Genomic DNA, 18,213 nt, shown 5'->3' on the forward strand with positions numbered 1-18,213 from the left:
TCGTCATACGACGGGCGGCGCTCCGGGGTCTTCGACACCCCAAGATCATCCCACCCTGCTGGCGATGCTCACGCCAGCATGATCACGAACTTCTGAATGCCTACCCGTATGGGCCCCATGGCCGAGCGGCGGTGCCGATCCCGGACGACGAGATCTGCATCCCCCGTGTTGCAGTGATCGTGTTGCGGCCGTGACGATCGCTCACTTCGGTTCTCACATACGGAGGCTGGGGCGATCGGCTGCCGCGGCCCTCCTCCGTCGGGCCTTGCCACCGGATGACCGTGGCTGAGGTGACAGCAGTACTGACAGCAACGTCCCCACACGCCGACGCATCCGCGCCACCATCCACACGCGCCTGACCACGGTCTCGATCACCCGAGCAGGGTGATTGCTCCGCCTGATATGCGGACGGTCGCAACCACCGCCGCGTCCGCCTCGGCCTACTGGCTGTCGGTCTCCCTTACGTGGGCGGCTGCTGCCTCTGTGAAGTTCAGTAGGGCGCGGCGGGCCTTGCGTCCGAGGTCCCTTCTGTCCGGCTCGTCGGCGGCCAATGCGATTTCCTCGGTAAGTTTCAGCGCGGCAGATGCGAGTTCGCTGAGTGTCCCGTTCGCTGCCACGAGGCGCAGTCTGAAGAGGGCCGAGGTTGCATCGGCTCGCTTTTGATAGGACTCGTCCCGCGCTGCGATGAACGCCTGACTTTGGGGGTCTTCCTGCTCGCGATGCCACCGGTCGTTCTGGCTCTTCCGGAAGTCGGTCAACGCGCCGGCGAAGGCGCTGTATGCGGCTAATCGCTCCTGCCAGAGTCGTTCTTCTCGGGCGGCCTGGCGGGCTTGCCTCGCCGCACGAGTCTGGAACACGTAAGTGATGGTGACTCCGAGCAAGGTTCCTGCGACCGCGATGATGCTTGGTATCGCGCTTGCCATCTGACCAGTGGAACACAGGGAGGCTGCTCAGCCTTGCCGACTTCGTGCAGTATGTACTGCCGGGGGATCAGGCGGACGGTGAGTATCCTCGGTACAGAGAGGTACGGTCGCGTTCCCGCTCGTGCCCTTCCCTGTTCCGTCACTGTTCCGTGGGAACGCCAGAATTGATGAAAGACGACGAGAGCCAGCCACAGCCGTAATCCCTGGTCAGCCTCCTGATCGTCGGACTTCCCCAGGTGGCTGGGTAGGGCATCGGAGATCACCCAGATCTACGAGGGCACCAACCAGATCCAGGGCATGGTCATGGCCAGCCAACTCCTCAAAATAGGCATTGGCCTGCGAAAATCCGGATTCGAGCGCGTACGTTCCGGGTTTCCCGTATCGCTTGAGCAGCTGAGATGAGCACATGCACGGTGTACTCGGCATTGCAGGAAAACATGACCTCGAGGTAAGAGCAGCCTTAGGAAGGATCCTCCCCATCAGGATTCGAGGGAGGCTGCTTTCGCTCGCGCGCCATGTCCGCGTAGGACCACCTCAGTAGTTCCTCCTGCCCCTCGACAGTGTCGAGTGCATCTACGAGGAACTCTGACTTCTCAGGCAGCGGAGCCCCCCTACTGAAACGCCCCAGGCACTCAAGCGCGTGTCGACAGGCCGCGGAGCGTGTCCACGATCCTGATCGGCCGATGTACTGCCAATAATGATCGGCATTCCCCACAATCGTGTGCATGTCCTCCAGCCGGGCCCGCAACGAGTCGTCCGAGAAGTCCTGGATCACGATCTGTAGATCCAGCAGTAGCTCACGAAGCTGCTTCTCCCAGGCGTTATCCTGATCCTGCAGCTGAATTATTTTATTGAAGAGACCCTGATCTCCAGGTCGGCGGTAGTGGTGGAGGGCGACCGGTTGACTTGGCATGGCCCCCATCCGTTGGAGTCTGGCGAATCCCTCGCGGGCTTGGGCAAGAGCAGCCCTCTCCCGCTCCTCGGCCCTCTTCTGTCGCTCAAGACGGACCTGATGTCGCATAGTCATGAACGTCGTCCCTAGCGAGATGAGCCCACCTAAGACGGTGCCAACGAGTACCGGAACAACTGCAGCCCAGTTCATAACGTGACTGTCCTATAGCTCTCTGTGTCTGTCACGAGGAATGCAAGGAACGCTGGCTGCGAGCAGCTCACATCTGGTGGACACTGCCCCGAATACAGGACCCAGGCAGAAGATGACGGGGCGGACCGCTGGCCAGAGCGATGTGTACAGCAACGCCGCCATACACGATCACATGTCACCGACTCGCATCTACCACTTGAGCAGGGCTAGGAGCCCTCTACGTCGTGACTGGCTCTCGTTTGCAAGTAGGCGCTCATGTGACTGGCCCGGGTGACTTGCAGCATCCGACGGTCGAGGGGGTGCTGTGCGGTGCCACCCAGCCCCGCCGTGTTCAGCCGACCGATTCCGCAGGTCCGTCCGCGTACTGCTCCATCCGAGCATTCTCGGGCTCGCTTGCGATCATCGCTACTTGAGTCCAGCGATGGTCTTGAGCACGTCGTACACCGCGTTCCCGCTTACACCGCTTCCGATGGAGTTCGAGAGCCAGATCAGTGCAGGTCCGAGGGACAGTACCCCCTCGCCGGAGGGAACCTCACCTGGAGCAAGGTCACGCAGGCCAGTGTGGGCATCTTCGCGCCAGTTGGTCATCACCTCGACGACCTGGTTGAGGTTGTGCCCTCGATAGCTGCCATTCGAATCCAGCAACTGCACCGAACGTAGCGACCCCCAGTCGAAACCATCTGGGTAGGCCATAACGCTCACAAGGTCCGTAGTGCCGGAATAGCGCCACGGTTCTCCAATGAAGGGGCTCATGCCGCCGTCAATCGCCTGTTGATGCTTTCGGTTCACCCAGTCAGTCCATTGGATGAATTCGGTCGGGACCTGGACCAGCTTGCCTAGCCGCTTCCGATACCCGGCGATATAGAGATCCCAGCGTTTGCCGGATTTGGCATTCAAATAACCGAAGTTGCCGCGCAGATCGTTCATCACCCGCGAGTCGGGCGATGTGAATAGGAACGTGGCTAGCCAGGACGGCTCGCTATGCTCCTTGAGGCGACGCGCCACCAAGGGATGGATGTCGGGCGGGCGTTGGACTGGGAGTGCCTCGTACATAGGAGGAGGCGCGTAGTGGTCTTCTGACACTGCGCTACTTTCTGTTGGAGAACCCGGACACCACATTCGACGCCCTGTCAGGCATCCTCCGCAACCGCTTCGCGTCAATTGCGTGAAGGATCCACTCCGGTCTGTCCTACATGCGGGCCCTTGCCGTGTTTGTGAAGTGGTGGCGTTCCCTGTCCGGTGTGGTCTGACGAGAGTGGACTGGCCTCACTCAAGCAGAGTGGCTGAAGGACAAGAGCCCGCAAGGTCACCCGTTGCCCTTACTGGCGCAGCACTTGGATGGCTTCCGATTATTGTCCCATCCGCGGTGGCAGCACTGCAGCCGATCACCTGATGGGCGCTCGGCTGACCCTCAGGGCGGCGCGGATTGAACCCTGTGGGTCTGCGTTCAGGTTTCGGCGGGAGTGACGATATGAAGGCTGGCGAGCCTACGCAGGAGCAGGTTGGTGTGCTGCTCCATAAGCCCCGCGCGCTCGCGGCTCAGCTCGTCGTGCTCGCCGTGCGCCGCAGCGTTCCGCAACCCCGCACAGGCGGTGATGTCCTTATGGTCTTGCTTGGTGATCACGCCGTTGCTCTGAAGCAGGGCCGCGTACGCATTGATGGAAGGGTTTTTCTGTTCGAGTGCGAGCCCTCGCGCTTCGACCAGGGCACGCAATGCCATTTCCAGCGCAGCCCCGCACAGCACGATAGGCGCTGCAGGATGAGTCTCTCGATCTGCGAGCAGACGACGGGCCTGCTCCATAAGGTCGGTGCCAGCTTCTCCGTACTCTTGCCAGGCGTGCGCGCCGACGATCTCGGCGATGCCGGCCTCGACTTGGTCGCACCAGGCCCTCAACAAGTCTCCGATCGCGTGAATACCAGTCTCCAGCGACTGCCGGTCACCCTTCTCGAGGTAGACCTGATTCGCGCGTTCAGTCCAGTGGCTTTCGGGCCCTGCGTACTGCCGGAAGAACTCCAGCGCGGCCGCTGCCCGTCCGAACAGGATCGACATGAGCTTCTTGTCGTCTGCTACCCAGTAGCCGCCCCGATCAGAAGCCTTCCAAGACATGTCCTTCTGGAGTTGCTCAGCGAGACTGCGGGCATAGTCCAGCACGGTCTGTTGGGTGCGCATCCTGACCTCTCGAAACGAGTGTGTTAGACGAGCACCAGATTGGCAGGTTCCGCAGGGAGTGCGGGCGTTTTCGTTTCTAAGGAGTGGGCCCAGCGCGGCCCGAACCTTCTTGAGTCTCCCGGCCGCAGCCGTAAAACGTGATCGAGGGGTCGGTGTGGACGAGGCGGCTGCGACGACGTGGATGGGCGCACCGGCCAGGAAGTTATCTCCGCATGAAAGGGACGTCGTACGTAGGCGGGCCATTCATCACGTTGGTCAGGTCACCATCGGTGAGTTTGAGGTTGAAGGCGCTGCCTGTTTGCCGTGGATCCCAGCCGCGATCAAGCGGTATGCGTACGGTCACGAGCGCCGGGCGTATGGCGGTCGTCCGCTCTCTCCACCACGGGTCCGGCCGTGAACAAGGAAGCGACACCAGGAGCACGCGGCCCGACGCGTCGGCCAGTTCCACCGCGAACGTCATGGGGTCCCAACTGTTCCCCTGGCAGTACGTGGGCTTGCGACGAATGCGCCAGCGGAATCTAGCGCCGTCGACAGTGATGAGCCGCGAGCCCTTCTACGGGATCGCCATACGGCAACCTCCTGCCGTGTTCCGTCACTGTTCCGTGGGATGGCCAAGAGCAGCGAGAAACGACGAGAGCCAGTCGCAACCGTAACCCCTGCAAGCTCCTGGTCGACAGGTTTCCTCAGGTGGGCGGGCAGGGCACCGGAGATCACCCAGATCTGCGAGGGCAGGGCACAACGAGGGCACATGAGTGTGTGAGGAGCGCGGAAACGTTGAGAGCTGGTGAGTAGACGAACCGCAGGTCAGGGTCATCATCGTTACATCGGTGCAGGTCTCAGCCGCCGCCCTTCGAGAAGTGCTGGTAGTCCTCACGAGTCATCTGCTGTACAGCAACCGAGTACAGCAACCGCGCCTTACGCGATCACGCGGCGGCGACCCGCATTCACCGCTTCACCAGCGCGGGAAGCCGCTGTCAAGGCGTCCGCCCTTCCCTACGGATCAGAAGGTTGGGGTTTCGAGTACCTCCGGCCGCACGCAGCATCAAGGCCCGTTACCAGGGAAAGCCTGGAACGGGCCTTTGCGTTTGTCAGGACAATCTCGGGATCTTGCTAACACCACTGCTAACACGGTGTCCTCACTCGCTGATCGCCCGAGCGAAGACGTCGGCCGCTGAGGCTTCCGCCGCGCGGATCACGTGGGCGTAGACCCCGAGGGTGATCGAGGGGTCGGCATGGCCGAGCCGGGTCGCGACGACGTGGACGGGGACGCCCGCCAGGAGCAGGGTCGTCGCGTGGATGTGCCGGAGGTCGTGCAGGCGGGCCCTGGGCAGAGGTGTCTTCGGGTTCTGCGCGTTGTGGCGCTTGATCAGGGCAGCGCGGACCGCTCCAGAACTCGGGCGACATGGGGGCTTGTCGTCTTGGGCGCCAACTGGACTCCTCATGGTGTTCCTACGTCATCAGCGGCCGAGAGGGGACGGTCGGCAGTCCGTCCCTACCAAAGCTTCAGAGGAAGTCACCCCAGAAGGAAACCAGCGGTGGCGTGATCCAGTCTTCACTGGTCGACCAGCCTGTTCCGCTGAACTCGTTCGTGATGTAGTCCGCCAAGTCAGTGCCGTAAAAAATGATGTCGGTCTGGTAGACCGACAACACCGGATGTCCGTGCGTACCGCGGCCGGCGGGTACATACCGGTGCCCGTAGATTGGGATGAGGGTAGGCACCTGGGTCAGCTGACTGCGCGCTACAGCGAGCGCTGCCGTTAGGTCATCGGGGCGGTCGCCCCAGGTGTTGTGCCAGAAGGCGTTGTGCTCGACATCGAACAGAGTCCCGTCGATGGGCCAGGCGAGTTGCTCGCGAAGTTGGTCAGGATCGCCAGCGCGCCAGTCCGGCCATGGTTTCGTCCAAGTGGCCCCGGGTTCTGGTTCCTGCCTCAAAGGCAGTCCGGCTGCTAGGAAAGCCCTGTGATCATCAGCGAACTCGAAGCCGAAGTCGCGTTCGATGCGGTTGAACTCCGCCGGGCTCAGCCCCGGCTCGATCTCACAGCAGTCCAGTTCGGCCAATCTGCGTGCGGCTCGCACGCCTAGGAGTTCCCCTTCTCGGCTGATCACGATCGCAGCGTACCGACAGCACCTGTTGAGCAGTCAACGCCTGCTCACGAGCCGGGTGGTACAGAACTGATCTTGCTAACGGAGTTGCTAACCATGGCCTTGGATGAATGTGGACGGAGCTGGAGCCGAAGACCTGCGGGAGGCCGTCTGAGCAGGCTGTTCTGTTCGCTGCGGATGCTCGTGGACGTCCTTCCAGGCCAGGACTATCCGGAAGAAAGCGCGAGGAAGGTGCAGAGCAGCAGGAAGAGGGCCAGAACCAGACTGCGCCGCCGCCACGACAGGCGCGGCGCGCTGACCAGGGTGGCCAGTGGGTAGGCGAACAATCCGGCGACCACGCTGACCGGGAAGTCGGTGAGCTCCCGGATTGGCACCAGGAAGAAGGGTGCCAGCACGGCGACGAACCACGCCGGGCGCACCCGAAGGAGGTGCAGCAGCGGCCAGGCGAGCACGACCGCCGCCCAGTTCCCCACCGTCCACGCGTCGGCCAGCTGGCTGACACAGCCGAAGTGGCCGCAGCGCGAGTCGTCGGACAAGGCGGCTACAAGCAGCAACCAGCCGAACTGGACGAAGGGCAGGATGATGCCGGCGAGCCCGGCGGCGACCACCCGCTCGGCAAGCCGCCCCTCGGCGGCGGGTGAGACACTCGCGTTGCACGTATCCACACCGCAAGCATCTGATTCGACTGTCTCGCGATGCACACGCATTGATCACGGTTCATGTGGGGCGCAGCAGGCAATTCACCACGCCGCGGACCATGCTACGGCACTCAGCAGCGTTGGCACTGAATGCCAACTATGGTCGCGGGCCACGCTTTTCCGGGATGTCCCACTCGGAGGTCCACATCCCCCTGCCATCCTCGTTAAGGATCTTGTTCAGCACCCAGGTAAGGCCGCTACTCAGGATGAAAAGTGCTCACTGCTCACGATGCGGCGCGTCTGTTCGCGTCGAAGGGGAGCGGCTTCAGGAGCGAGGTCCGTTCGCACGTGATCGGCGCAAGCGCTGGCTGGTATTTCAGTCGTGGATCAGTCGCGCGATCAATAATGTATCCGCCATGCGAGGCCGGATCGGGAGAAGTCGGAAGGCGGCCGTTGTGAGGCTGCGTCACCATGCGGACTTGGCTCCACCATCCCGGGGCGCGGAGATGGTGAGTGCGGCGGCAGGTCCCGAGGGAGAACTCGTCGTTGTGTGGGCCTCGCAAGAGAACGCCGATGCGCTGACCGCTCGGACTGTCACACCCGCTGGGGCATCTTCTGCCGATTCACCTACGGCCGCGCCCGTCTCGCTGCATGTCTCCACGTACCGTCCCCATCTGGCGAGGTCGGTTTCCATCGTCGGGCAGTCACTGGCGCACATCGCTGTCCAGCCGCTGCCGGGCGGGGGCGTGCTCTTGGTGGGGGCACGGTGCCGTTGGCGTAACGGGGCGGCTGAGTACAACGCTGCCGTCTACGATGCCGATGGGCAGCTCCTGCGGAAGGGCGTGCTGGGAGACGGAATCGCTGACGTGCAGACGACGCTTTCCGGCGACATATGGGTGAGCTATTTCGACGAAGGCGTGTACGGCAACTTCGGATGGGGAGAGGCAGACAGTCCTGCACCCATCGGCTCCCCCGGGCTGATCCGCTTTCGGTCTGACCTGAGTCTCGCATGGCGGTACCCGTACCAGCGCGAGTTCGGTGCGATCTCCGATTGCTATGCGTTGAACGTGACGGGGGATGAAGCGTGGGCTTACTACTACACTGACTTCCCGATTGTGCGGGTCCGAGCTGCCGCGGTTGCCGGCTGGTCCACGGAGGTGCGTGGCGCTCATGCGCTCGTTGTCGCCGATGACCGGGTGGCGCTCGTCGGCGGGTATGGCGAGCATCGGCACAGGGTGGTCGCGGGGAGTATTCAGGGAGAAGCCTTTTCGGTGGATCGTCCTACCCGGCTGGTAATGCCCAATGGACGACCGGTTCCCAGGACAGCGACCCTATTGGGCCGAGGCAGTGAGCTCCACGTCGTCGCAGGCCTTAGTTGGCTGAAGCTGGGTTTCGAGGACCTGACGACAGGCTGAGTGGTCAACTGGCGCTCCCTGGCACAACGCAGGGACACCGCGTCGCGCCAGTCAAGGTCGTGACGGCTCCGCCCGGCACGAAAGCGGACCCGCGCCGTCGACGACCTGGTCAAAGCGCCGACAGCGGCATCTCCAAAAGCGAGGTCTCGCGCATCTGCCAGGACCTGGACGCCCAGGCGCAGCCCGGCGTGCACCGGGCGCCTTCTGCGCGAGTGCTGGTGGATCCGCCGGATCAGGTCCGTCAGCCAGGCGTGCCGGATGGCCCCTGTCGAGGGCGGCCGGTCCCCGCCAGGCGTAGTAGCCGGACACCGACACGGCCAGGACAGGCATGGTGCCCGTATGCCGCAGATCGTGTGGACGCCGGTCGCCCGCGAGCGGGAGACGGCGTCAGATCGGGGGCAGGAGCCGGGCGAGCCAGTCGGTACGGGTTCTGCGGGCCGTGGCCGAGATGTGTGCCTGCGGGTACAGGGCGTCGAATCCGTGGAAGCCGCCCGCCCAGACGTGGAGTTCGGCCTGGCCGCCGGCCGCCCAGATACGGGTGGCGTAGTCGGTGTCCTCGTCGCGGAAAACCTCGGCTGAGCCGGTGTCGATGTAGGTGGTCGGCAGGCCCGAAAGGTCGTCGGCCAGCGCGGGCGAGACGTACTCGGACACCTTGTCGTCGGTGAGGTCACCGAGGACGGCACGCCAGCCGAACTCGTTCATCTCACGGGTCCAGACGCCGGGGACGCCGGAGTACTGGCGGCTGGAGGTGCTGGTGTTGCGGTGGTCGAGCATGGGGCAGATCAGCATCTGCGCGGCGATCGCCGGGGCGCCGAGGTCGCGGGCCAGCAGGGTGACGCCGGCGGCGAGGCCGCCGCCGGCGCTGGCGCCGGCGACGACGATCCGGGCGGGGTCGATGCCCAGTTCTTCGGAGTGTTCGGCGATCCAGAGCAGTCCCTGGTAGCAGTCGTCGACGAGGGCGGTGCCGGTGGCCTCGGGTGCGAGCCGGTAGTCCACCGAGACCACGACCGCGCCGAACTCATCGAGCCACTCCAGCGGGATGTCGATCTGCGAGAAGCGGTCGCCCATGACCATCCCGCCGCCGTGCATCCAGTAAACGCAGGGGGCGGCGCTGATGCGATCGGTGCTCGCGGGGCTGAAGACCGACAGGGGAATCGGGGCGCCGTCCTTGGCGGGCACGGTGATCTCGCGCCGGTCGACCTGCCGGTGTGCGAGCAGGGACTCGACAGGCGTCGATGGGAGCCGCCGCAGTTGCGCGAGCACTTCTGGGGTGAGCTGGGACATCAGCGGCATGTCGGCCAGCAGCTCACGCAGTTCGGGGTCCAGGTCGGGTCGTGCCGTGGTCATGCTTGTTGCTGCCTTTCGTGGGGTGGTGCCGTCGGCCGGACGAGGACGGGGCCCTCCTCGGCGGGCTGGGGATCGATCCGGGGTCAGAAGGCGGCCTTGCCGCGGACCGGAACGTAGTCGGTGTACTCGGATTCCTTGGCGAGAAGTACGTCGATCTGCGCCACGATGGCCTGGGCCGCCTCGCCGGCGAAGATCCGGTGGTGGTCCTCCGCACTGCTCCACCCCTCGATGACGTGGACGACGTCGGGATCGGACACCGAACGGGAGACGAGGTAGACGATGCAGTGTTCGCTCGCGCCAGGACTGCCCTCGTTCAGTCCGGTCAGCAGCAGGTCGACCAGCCGGTCGCCCATTCCGGGCTTGGCGGTCAGGGTGGCGTTGAAGCCGTAGTTGACAATCATGGAGGCCTTCTTCTCGGTGATGGAGTGAGGTGATTCCATCCAACCGAGATGACCTGTGGAAACGCTAGAACATTACTCGCTCGTACTTGCACGATCCTCGCAGTGATGGGAGTCGAAGCGTGGAGTGGTGCTGCAATGGACACATGTACCTCGAAGAGCTCCGCACCCTCCTGGCCCGGCACGCCCGCCCTGACTGGACCACCGCCATCGACGGCGTGCTGATCTCGAAGGTCGACCGACCGGATCCACCGGCGCCCTCCATGACCGGTACGGTGCTCGCGGTCATCGCCCAGGGCGCCAAACGCCTCGCGCTGGGAGACCGGGTCTACGAGTACGGCCCCGGGCAGTACCTGATCGCGTCCGTCGACCTGCCCGTCACCGGACAGTTCACCCAGGCCGAACCCGGGCAGCCGGCCCTCGGCTTCGGTCTCACGCTGAAACCGTCCGCCGTCGCCGAACTGCTGCTGCAGGCCGGTCCCGGAGACACCCCCCGCGCCGGCGGGGGCGCGCCGTCCGGGATCGCCGTCAGCGACGCCCCGCCCGCTCTGCTCGACGCGGCGGTCCGGCTGCTGCGCCTGCTCGACGAACCCCGCGACCGCGCCGTACTGGCCCCGCTGGTCAAACGCGAGATCCTGTGGCGCCTGATCACCGGCGAGCAGGGCGCGGCGGTGCGCCAGCTCGGCCTCGCCGACAGCAGTCTCAGCCATGTCTCCCGGGCCGTGCGCTGGATCCGGGAGCACTACGCGGAACCCTTCCGGGTCGAAGACGTGGCACGCCTGTCCGGCATGGGCGTCTCCGCCTTCTACCGCAACTTCCAGGCGGTGACCGCGATGAGCCCCATCCAGTTCCAGAAACAGATCCGGCTCCAGGAGGCCCGGCTGCTGCTCGCCACCCACCCGGGCGACGTCACCGGGGTCGGCCATCGCGTCGGCTACGACAACCCGTCGCAGTTCAGCCGTGAGTACCGCCGCCAGTTCGGCGTCCCCCCGAGCCGGGACGCGGCCCGCCTGCGGAACACCGTACGCACTCCCGAGAGTGTCCTGCCCTGAGCGGGGCTGGACCGCAAACGAGGATCGTGCAAGAGGTGCGAGGACAGTTCTCCTGAGGTTGTCACCTCTCGATTCGGCGGTTTCACCACTTGCCTTGAAGATTCGACCGGTTGCTAGCCTGCTCGCGTGGCACTCACCGTTGATCGACAGTTCCCTGCCGCGCTCGCCGCCGCGATGGCGGTTCCGTTCGACTATGACGGCGGTGAGGGGTCGACTTCGAGCCCTTCGCGGCATTCCTGTCCGCTGAGGAGACCACCTGTTGTCTTCCTCGGTTCCGAAGGGGAGACCGGCGTCGTCGCGCGTGACCTGGGCGACACCATCATGAAACTCTGTCGATGAGCCCGACAGCTGTCTCATTCCCTTGAGGATGTGGGGCGAGTTCAAGTGCAGGCGCATCGGCCCGTCGAGTTACGGCTCCCGTATTCAGGGAGATAACGCATGTGGCCGGTCCGCGAACTGAGGACGCCTTTCTCGACGCCTTCGGCTTCGAGTTGAATGAAAGAATCGTCGATTACGCGGACACGTGATAAGTGCGCCATGCAGCATTTCCCTGACAGGCGGCCAGTAGTGGGATCTGGGCGAGGTCGAGGCCTGGGCGCAGTCTTACATGATCACAAGTCGCCGTCAAGACTGTTGCGCTGTCGGTGAAGTCTCCTGGTCAAGCGACTGGAGGCGTCGGGCGGGTCACTCGAATGAGGGTCGACGTAACTCTGAACGACCGTGTAACCACTCACCGAAGCGGACCGGGTCCAAATGAGCGCGGGCCCGGGTTTCGTGCGCTGAAAGTTACGCTAAGTGCCGAGAAATACCCTATTGATCATCCGGGCGCCGCCGTGTCATAGTCGCTCCGTTGTACACGGGGAAGGAGACGAAATTGTTTTCTCGTAAGATCGGTCGCCGGACGGCGGTCGTCGTGGCGCTGGTCGGCCTGGCGATGTCGCCCGCGGCCGTAGCCAACGCGCAAACGGCCTCCGCCGCTCTGGCCTGCGGGGGCCCCACGGCCAAAACACCGTGGAAGGTGGGCACCAACATCTGGGGCGAAGGGTTCGCCGGCTCATGCGCCGGCGACTACCGGATCTTCGTCGAGCGTTCGCGGTACTACGGGTGGGAGACCATGGCCGCGTCGCAGTGGATCAAGGCCAACGAGGGGACGGTGGTGACGTACAACTGCTCGGGCACAGGGACGCACACGTTCAGGTCCGCCGTCTGGAAGAGCGGCACGGGCATCATCAAGACGTCGGGCACCTTCCGGACCTCGTGCTGACCCCATCCTGACCGTCGGGGAAGCGGCCGCAGCTCGCGTGCGTGAGAGGGGCGCACGTCTCTGGTCCGGAAGATCGACCGCCGCGGGCCATGGCGGCGCCGGCGGATGAGCACACCCAGCGGTTCGGAGAAAGCTGAGTTCGGAGGCGGCGTCCAGGGTTGGCGTCGTCTCCGAAACTCGGACTGCTACACCTGCGCAGGAATTCCTACCGCGTCGGCGTGAAGGACGAGACGATCAGCCAGATGCCGGCGGCCGCGATCACGACGACGATGGCGACTTCCCTTGTTCGACCGGGAATCATGCTGGTCGACCGTTCCCTGATCACGTTTCGTGCCAGGTGGACGGTCCCGGCCCAGGAGATTCGCGCCAGGGGGCTCCGAACGGCCGCTGCGACGAGAAGGGCCGCGAAAGCAGCGGCCACCGTATCGAATCGACGAAAGGCGTCATCTCGACATCGCCGCTGTACTGGCTGATGTACGTCACGACGTCGAGCAGCGGGAAGAGAAGCAGGGCCGCCGCGGCCGCTGTGCCGGCAAGTCTTCCCCATCGGATGGAGGCGGTGACGTTCGCGGTCGCCGCCAATACGACGAGAACGACCGGCAAGCCGATCCCGTCGGCCTCGCAGGTCCACCAGGCGAGGTCGTCCCAGAAGGATTCCGAAATCTGGATGTAGACGCCGCTGAGCAGGCGGTTGTCGGATGCGACCGTCCAGCGGTGGAACATCGGTGTCCACGCCGCCGCGACGACGGCGCCCGCCCACAGGATGAACCCGTGCCGCCTCCGAGGCAGGGGTGACCGAGCCGCCAGGCGCAGCGCCCCTGCGGCCACCGGATAACAGACGATCAACGGCCAAGGTGGCACGACCGCACGATCCTGTCCGGTGCATGGGTCGGGGCCCGGCAGAAGGAACGCGGTGACGAGCCCGAAGGCGAGCACGGCGCCGACCGCGGCGACGGCGGTGAGCGTGGCCCGGCGTGACCCGCGTAGGAGCAGTCCGGCCACGACGACCGGCAGCAGGAGAACGCCCCAGAACAGCAGCTCTCCCGGCACGTTCTCCAGCGCGTAAGGGCCTTCGACTTGGTAGGGGGCGGTGTCCGTCACGGAACAGAACCAGCCGACGCTCTGCCTGCCGACCCCGAAGGTCGTCAGGATCACCGGTCCGGACGCGGCCAGAACCGCACCTAAGCGCAGCACCGCCGCCGCCGGAGATGGCGCTTCTGCCGCGGGGCCCGGCATCACGGCACCTTCTCCCGGAAATGATCAATCCGGGCCAGGGTAGCGGATGACCGCCGACTGAACGGGGTCCTTTTTCTGTCGACGGTGTAGGCCGATCGCCGGAGGGCGGGAACCTCGGCTCGTCATCCATGAGGACGAGCCGAGGCGCCCAGCGGTTACGGTTTCCGGTAGCCCAAGGAGTAGGGGCCGGAGCCGCTGGCCGAGTTCACCAGGTAGCTGTAGTAACCGGCGGTGCCGGTGTAGGTGATCTTCTCGTCAGGGCCCGGGCCGTCGGAGCTGGCGACGGTGCGCCAGGTCTGGCCGTTCCACTTCTGCAGGTACAGGTCGAAGTCCGCGCCGTTGGGGCCGTCCAGGCAGGCGGAATGGACGCCTGAGGTGTTGGACCAGTAGTACGAGCCGGGTGGCTGGTAGGCGTACTGGCCGTTGGCCAGGGAGCCGGTGACGGTGCTCGGGTAGCCGGTGCAGGTGCTCGTGGCGGTGGTGGTCTTCAGGGTCAGGCCGTAGGCGGTGAGGATCTCGCCGATCGGCTGGAAGTAGGTGGTGCCGCCCGAAGTGCAGTCGCCCGAACCGCCGGAGGTGACCCCTTGGGCCTGGTCGACGGAGATGAACGAACCGCCCGAGTCGCCGGGTTCGGCGCAGACGTTGGTACGGGTCAGCTGGGTGACGGTGCCCTGGGGGTAGGTGACGCTGGCGTCGCGTTGCTGGATGAGGCCGCAGTGCCAGTCGGTGGTGGAGCCGGACCGGCAGACCGACGCGCCCTCGATGGCGACCCTGGCGCCGGCGACGGGCACGGTGCCGCCCTGGCCGTTGTCCACCGCGGGCTTGGGGGTCCAGCTGGAGTTCACCGCGACCCAGGCGTAGTCGTTGCCGGGGAAGCTCGATCCCTGGAACACGCCTTGGGTGACGCGGTTGAAGCCGGTGGTGGTGGCGCCGGCCGCACCGCAGTGACCGGCGGTGACGAAACCGTTCACGGCGCCCTTGACCACGGGGAAGCCGATCGAGCAGCGGCTGGTGGTGCCGATGTAGTAGGCGTCGCCGCCCACCAGGTCGTACAGGGGCTGGGGGATTTCGGTGGAGGGCAGCACGAGCACCGCGTCGGTGTCCACGCCGGCGCCTTCGACGACGATCCGGGTCTGCTCGAGGTGCGGGGCCAGAACGACCACTTTGTTGCGCTTGACGTCGACGTAGCGCACGCTCGACACCGGGTAGTCGGTCGCTCTCTGCGGCTTCGAGGGCAGAGCCTGGTCGAGCTTCCTCTTGATCGCGGTCAGTTCCGTCAGTGACCTGGCGACCACTTCGGCCTGGGCGCCCGCGTCGAGGATCCGCGGAATGTCGGCGTCGCTCGTGGTGGCCACCACGAGGGTGTGCGCGCTGTCTCCTCGGAGCCAGGCGCCGGCGAAGCGGCTGCCGAGCGTCCTGCTCAGCTGCGTCGCGATCGGGGTCAGGCGGGTCTCGTTCAGCAGGCGGGCCCGTGCCTGGGTCATGCTGATCTTCAGGTCGCGGACGAGCGCCTCCAGCATGCCCGGCGGTGGTTCGAACGCGCTCGCGGTGGTCGAGGCGGTGGGGATGCTCGCGGGCCGGCCCTCGGCGGCGGCCGGGACGGTGGACAGGGTAAGGGTGGCGATCGCTAGGGCGCATCCTGTGCTTACGGCATGTCGGCGGGGCATGGGTCTCCTCAACCTCGGCTTTGCAGGCATGAGGGGGGAATCGCCGCGTATCGCAGAGTGATCATGCGATATCGGCAGCGCCACCTTAATCCAGCCGTTGCCGACCAAGGTCGCGAAACGCGCGCGCCACGCGTAAGGAATGTTCTAGGTGAGTGGTCCGCAAGCTGCGGGTGTGGCCGTGTCGATTCCGGTGGCGCGCGATCGACGCGTTGGCGAGACGACAGGTGAGTGGCCGGACAGCCCGGTCCCGCCTGGCGAGCCGGGTCGACGGGCTCGCGACGATGAACGAGATGACATGAGCAAGGTCAAGTCCTCGGAACACGTAGGAGATGGTGTGAGCACCGTGGTCGGAGGTCAGGCATTCGCCCTCGGACTGGTGGACGAGGTGGCGATGGACGTCGTGCCCGTGGTCTTCGGCTCAGGCAAGCGGTACTTCGGGTCGGTCGACGCCCAGTATCTGCTCGAGGACCCGCACACGGTGATCCAGGGCGACCGGGTGCTGCACCTGCTCTATCGAGTCCGCCGTTGAACCGTCGAGGAGATGCCGGCCTCACGGGGCTGGAGGCCCAGAAGTGCGGGCCGCTCCGCTCGGATTCGCCATTCGTGGACGGGGTCGGCGATCAGGCGGCGTGTCCTGAGGTCGAGCAGTCCGCTCACATGGCTGACTTCGGCGGCCACGGTGCCGTTCGGTTGCCGCAACCGATGGTGCACTCGGTAGGTCTTGCCGCCGCCCCATTCCCACCCGCATGAGACGTCGACCTGGTCGCCGCCACGTAGCTCGCGGTGATACTTGATGACGGTCTCCAGGTTGACCGGGCCGATGCCGCTGCCGAGAAGGTCGTCGACGGAGACTCCCGCGGCTTGGACGCAGGCGAAGCGAGCATGATCGGCGTACTGGATGTAGAAGCCTCCGTTGAGATGGAGTTGCGGGTCGACCTCGTAGCTGCGGACCTCCAGGCGGACGCTGAACGGCTCGGTCAACGGGAGTCTCCCTGCTCGGCAGGCCAGCGCAGCGAACGATCAGTCAGGTAGCGGCGGCCGTCATCGCGGATCTCCAGCCAGTCGCCACGGACCCAGCCACCCGCCGCCTGGGGCGAGAAGCCGTGCTTGCGGAACAAGGCACTGGCCTCGGCTCTTGTCAGGCCTCGCCGCCCCCATTCGGAGATGAGTGTGCGATAGCGGGTCTCGGCTGGGGTTTCAGTCGCGTCGGCGGAGATGGCGTCGGCCAGTGCCGCGAATCCAGCACTGATCTGGCGTAGCGCCGCGGCTACCTGGCGCATGTGCGACGAGGACGGCTCTTCCATGGCAATAGCATAGCAATCGATGGCGATCGCTATGCAATGACCGCGTTCTCGCCGGTGGAGGAGGAAGATGGCCGGCATCGGTCTCATCCCCTGCGCGAACGTCGGGAGGACCGACGACGGCGGCGACCGGGCAACTTTTCGAATCGAACGAACTGTGTCACCATCGAGGTCTCGCATCTCAGAATTCTGATTTTGTCTGCGAGGGAGCCGTGCTTGACGCGCGAAAACTCTTGAGCGACTCGGACGGCACGCGAAAAGAAAATCGCACCAAAATCATCAGGGCCATCATGTGTCGCCCGGGATCGCAGAGCGAGCTGGTACGACGGACCGGGCTCTCCCCGGCCACCATTTCCTCAGCGGTGCAGGAAATGCGCGCCGACCGCATCGTCAAGAACACCAACCGGCCGATCGAGCTCGAACAGACCACCGGCGTCGCCCTCGGGATTTCGGTCGGGCTGCACGGAGTCCGGGTCGCGGGTCGCCTGGTGCACGAGCCCAAGGACGACATCCAGCTGATGACGGTCAGTCAGGGAATCTCCGGTGGCAACGGATGGGTGGCCGAGACCGCCGAAGCCGTCCACACGATGACCCAGAGCATCGGAAGGCATCGCGCGGACATAGCCACGCTCGGGATGGCGGTTCCGTGGGCGGTTCACGCGCGCACCCTGTTACCCAGCGACCCCGTGCCGACCTGGGCGGACACGAGGCCGGTCGGGCGATTGCTGGCTGAGGCGCTCGCGCTCCCACCGGGCGACCGGATCCAGGTCGTGATCGACACGGACGCGCGCCTGGCGGCCTTCTACGAACAGACCTACAACCACGCCTTCGAGACCATGCTGTCGGTCCAGGTGTCGGCGCACGTCACCGGCGGCCTGATGCTGGCCAACACGCATGTGCGCGGCGCCCGGGGCAGGGCCGTGAGCGTGGGGCATCTGTCCGTCGACCTGGCGGGCAGGGAGTGCTGGTGCGGGCTCAGGGGCTGCCTGGAGGGGTACGTCACCGCGCCCGCGCTCCTGGAGGAGGCCTTCGTCAAGTGCCACGCCCGGCAGGTCGCACCGCCGGGCACGATCGAGGAGTTCATCACTCGTGCACGGGACCGTGATCTGGTCTGCCTCGACGTGCTGCGGCGGGCGGCGGTCCAGTTGGGGCGTGGCCTGGTGAGCGCCACGGTCGCGGCCGACCAGCACGCCATCGTGCTCGGTGGTACGGTCGCGCCCGGCTTCGAGCTGGTGCTGGACGAGTGTCGCAGGGAGATGGACCGTTCGGGGTGGGCCCGAGAGGTGCCGGTGCTGATCGGCGAGCTCGATGCCGCCACTCACGGCGCCCTCCTGCTCGGCCTGGCCGGCCACCTCAACTGACGGCCCAACGGCGGCTGCGACGGCGACCCAGCGGCGGCCCAACGGCGGCCCAACGACGGCCCAGCGGCGGCCCAACGGCGGCTCGACGGCCGGGCACCGGATTGCCCGGCCGGCCGGTGCCAGGAGCCGCGGGTGAGTAGAGTCCGTACAGCCACAGCCGGACTCCCAGAAAGAGATGATCGCCGTGTCGGACACCCCGTCCGAAGATCGTGCTGACGCGCCGTCGCCGGAGCCTG

19 protein-coding genes are annotated in these 18,213 nt (G+C 65.5%); 6 read left to right on the forward strand and 13 right to left on the reverse strand.

Annotated features, from left to right (window positions below; all coding sequences use genetic code 11):
• Window positions 1-440: 440 nt before the first annotated feature.
• The 7 genes from kilB to IEY82_RS31215 all read right to left on the reverse strand — a co-directional run bounded on the left by kilB (window position 441) and on the right by IEY82_RS31215 (window position 6,963).
• Entirely contained in the window at window positions 441-923 is a 483-nt protein-coding gene (kilB, locus tag IEY82_RS31185; protein WP_189127852.1) for a plasmid transfer protein KilB, read from the reverse strand.
• A 460-nt stretch (window positions 924-1,383) separates the two neighbouring features.
• Window positions 1,384-2,025 carry a hypothetical protein gene (locus IEY82_RS31190; RefSeq protein ID WP_189127853.1) on the reverse strand — a complete coding sequence of 214 codons (642 nt, stop codon included), beginning with the start codon at window positions 2,023-2,025 and terminating at the stop codon, window positions 1,384-1,386.
• A gap of 405 nt (window positions 2,026-2,430) precedes the next feature.
• Complete coding sequence (locus tag IEY82_RS31195) at window positions 2,431-2,952, reverse strand: hypothetical protein (RefSeq protein WP_189127854.1); 522 nt, start codon at window positions 2,950-2,952, stop codon at window positions 2,431-2,433.
• A gap of 520 nt (window positions 2,953-3,472) precedes the next feature.
• The gene (locus tag IEY82_RS31200; RefSeq protein ID WP_189127855.1) at window positions 3,473-4,195 is read right to left on the reverse strand and encodes a hypothetical protein; all 723 of its coding nucleotides are present in this window, start codon (window positions 4,193-4,195) and stop codon (window positions 3,473-3,475) included.
• Window positions 4,196-5,331: 1,136 nt separating this feature from the next.
• A complete protein-coding gene (locus tag IEY82_RS39560; RefSeq protein WP_225262885.1) occupies window positions 5,332-5,637 on the reverse strand; it encodes a tyrosine-type recombinase/integrase in 306 nt (101 codons plus the stop codon).
• A 61-nt stretch (window positions 5,638-5,698) separates the two neighbouring features.
• Window positions 5,699-6,301: a hypothetical protein gene (locus tag IEY82_RS31210; protein WP_189127856.1), complete on the reverse strand. Its 603-nt coding sequence runs from the start codon at window positions 6,299-6,301 to the stop codon at window positions 5,699-5,701.
• Window positions 6,302-6,504: 203 nt separating this feature from the next.
• Window positions 6,505-6,963: a hypothetical protein gene (locus IEY82_RS31215; protein ID WP_189127857.1), complete on the reverse strand. Its 459-nt coding sequence runs from the start codon at window positions 6,961-6,963 to the stop codon at window positions 6,505-6,507.
• Window positions 6,964-7,415: 452 nt separating this feature from the next.
• Between IEY82_RS31215 and IEY82_RS31220 the strand changes: the two genes are divergently transcribed.
• Complete coding sequence (locus IEY82_RS31220; protein ID WP_189127858.1) at window positions 7,416-8,351, forward strand: YxiH-YxzG fusion protein; 936 nt, start codon at window positions 7,416-7,418, stop codon at window positions 8,349-8,351.
• A gap of 387 nt (window positions 8,352-8,738) precedes the next feature.
• On the opposite strand, the gene IEY82_RS31225 is transcribed toward IEY82_RS31220, so the two are convergent.
• Both IEY82_RS31225 and IEY82_RS31230 read right to left on the reverse strand, forming a co-directional pair.
• Window positions 8,739-9,698: an alpha/beta hydrolase gene (locus IEY82_RS31225; protein WP_189127859.1), complete on the reverse strand. Its 960-nt coding sequence runs from the start codon at window positions 9,696-9,698 to the stop codon at window positions 8,739-8,741.
• Between the two features lie 83 nt (window positions 9,699-9,781).
• Window positions 9,782-10,099 (reverse strand): putative quinol monooxygenase, encoded by a 318-nt coding sequence (locus IEY82_RS31230; RefSeq protein WP_189127860.1) that lies wholly within the window; start codon window positions 10,097-10,099, stop codon window positions 9,782-9,784.
• 143 nt (window positions 10,100-10,242) lie between these two features.
• Here IEY82_RS31230 and IEY82_RS31235 point away from each other — a divergent pair, with 143 nt between their 5' ends.
• From IEY82_RS31235 to IEY82_RS31245, 3 genes are all read left to right on the forward strand, one after another.
• The gene (locus IEY82_RS31235; protein ID WP_189127861.1) at window positions 10,243-11,148 is read left to right on the forward strand and encodes an AraC family transcriptional regulator; all 906 of its coding nucleotides are present in this window, start codon (window positions 10,243-10,245) and stop codon (window positions 11,146-11,148) included.
• Window positions 11,149-11,274: 126 nt separating this feature from the next.
• Window positions 11,275-11,487 (forward strand): hypothetical protein, encoded by a 213-nt coding sequence (locus IEY82_RS31240; protein ID WP_189127862.1) that lies wholly within the window; start codon window positions 11,275-11,277, stop codon window positions 11,485-11,487.
• Between the two features lie 535 nt (window positions 11,488-12,022).
• Window positions 12,023-12,412, forward strand: coding sequence for a hypothetical protein (locus IEY82_RS31245; protein ID WP_189127863.1), 390 nt, complete (start codon window positions 12,023-12,025; stop codon window positions 12,410-12,412).
• 321 nt (window positions 12,413-12,733) lie between these two features.
• On the opposite strand, the gene IEY82_RS31250 is transcribed toward IEY82_RS31245, so the two are convergent.
• Entirely contained in the window at window positions 12,734-13,648 is a 915-nt protein-coding gene (locus tag IEY82_RS31250) for a hypothetical protein (RefSeq protein WP_189127864.1), read from the reverse strand.
• Window positions 13,649-13,803: 155 nt separating this feature from the next.
• Window positions 13,804-15,315, reverse strand: coding sequence for a S1 family peptidase (locus IEY82_RS31255; RefSeq protein ID WP_189127865.1), 1,512 nt, complete (start codon window positions 15,313-15,315; stop codon window positions 13,804-13,806).
• Between the two features lie 334 nt (window positions 15,316-15,649).
• Between IEY82_RS31255 and IEY82_RS31260 the strand changes: the two genes are divergently transcribed.
• Window positions 15,650-15,844 carry a dihydrofolate reductase family protein gene (locus tag IEY82_RS31260; RefSeq protein ID WP_225262883.1) on the forward strand — a complete coding sequence of 65 codons (195 nt, stop codon included), beginning with the start codon at window positions 15,650-15,652 and terminating at the stop codon, window positions 15,842-15,844.
• On the opposite strand, the gene IEY82_RS31265 is transcribed toward IEY82_RS31260, so the two are convergent.
• Entirely contained in the window at window positions 15,826-16,296 is a 471-nt protein-coding gene (locus IEY82_RS31265; RefSeq protein ID WP_189127866.1) for an acyl-CoA thioesterase, read from the reverse strand. The genes IEY82_RS31260 and IEY82_RS31265 overlap by 19 nt on opposite strands.
• Window positions 16,293-16,796 carry a hypothetical protein gene (locus tag IEY82_RS31270; RefSeq protein WP_189127867.1) on the reverse strand — a complete coding sequence of 168 codons (504 nt, stop codon included), beginning with the start codon at window positions 16,794-16,796 and terminating at the stop codon, window positions 16,293-16,295. The genes IEY82_RS31265 and IEY82_RS31270 overlap by 4 nt, the downstream gene beginning before the upstream one ends.
• A 191-nt stretch (window positions 16,797-16,987) precedes the next feature.
• On the opposite strand from IEY82_RS31270, the gene IEY82_RS31275 reads away from it, so the two are divergent.
• Window positions 16,988-17,977, forward strand: coding sequence for an ROK family protein (locus IEY82_RS31275; RefSeq protein WP_225262900.1), 990 nt, complete (start codon window positions 16,988-16,990; stop codon window positions 17,975-17,977).
• Window positions 17,978-18,213 lie beyond the last annotated feature (236 nt).

The sequence above is a fragment of the Nonomuraea cavernae genome (assembly GCF_014646355.1).
GTDB lineage: Bacteria > Actinomycetota > Actinomycetes > Streptosporangiales > Streptosporangiaceae > Nonomuraea > Nonomuraea cavernae.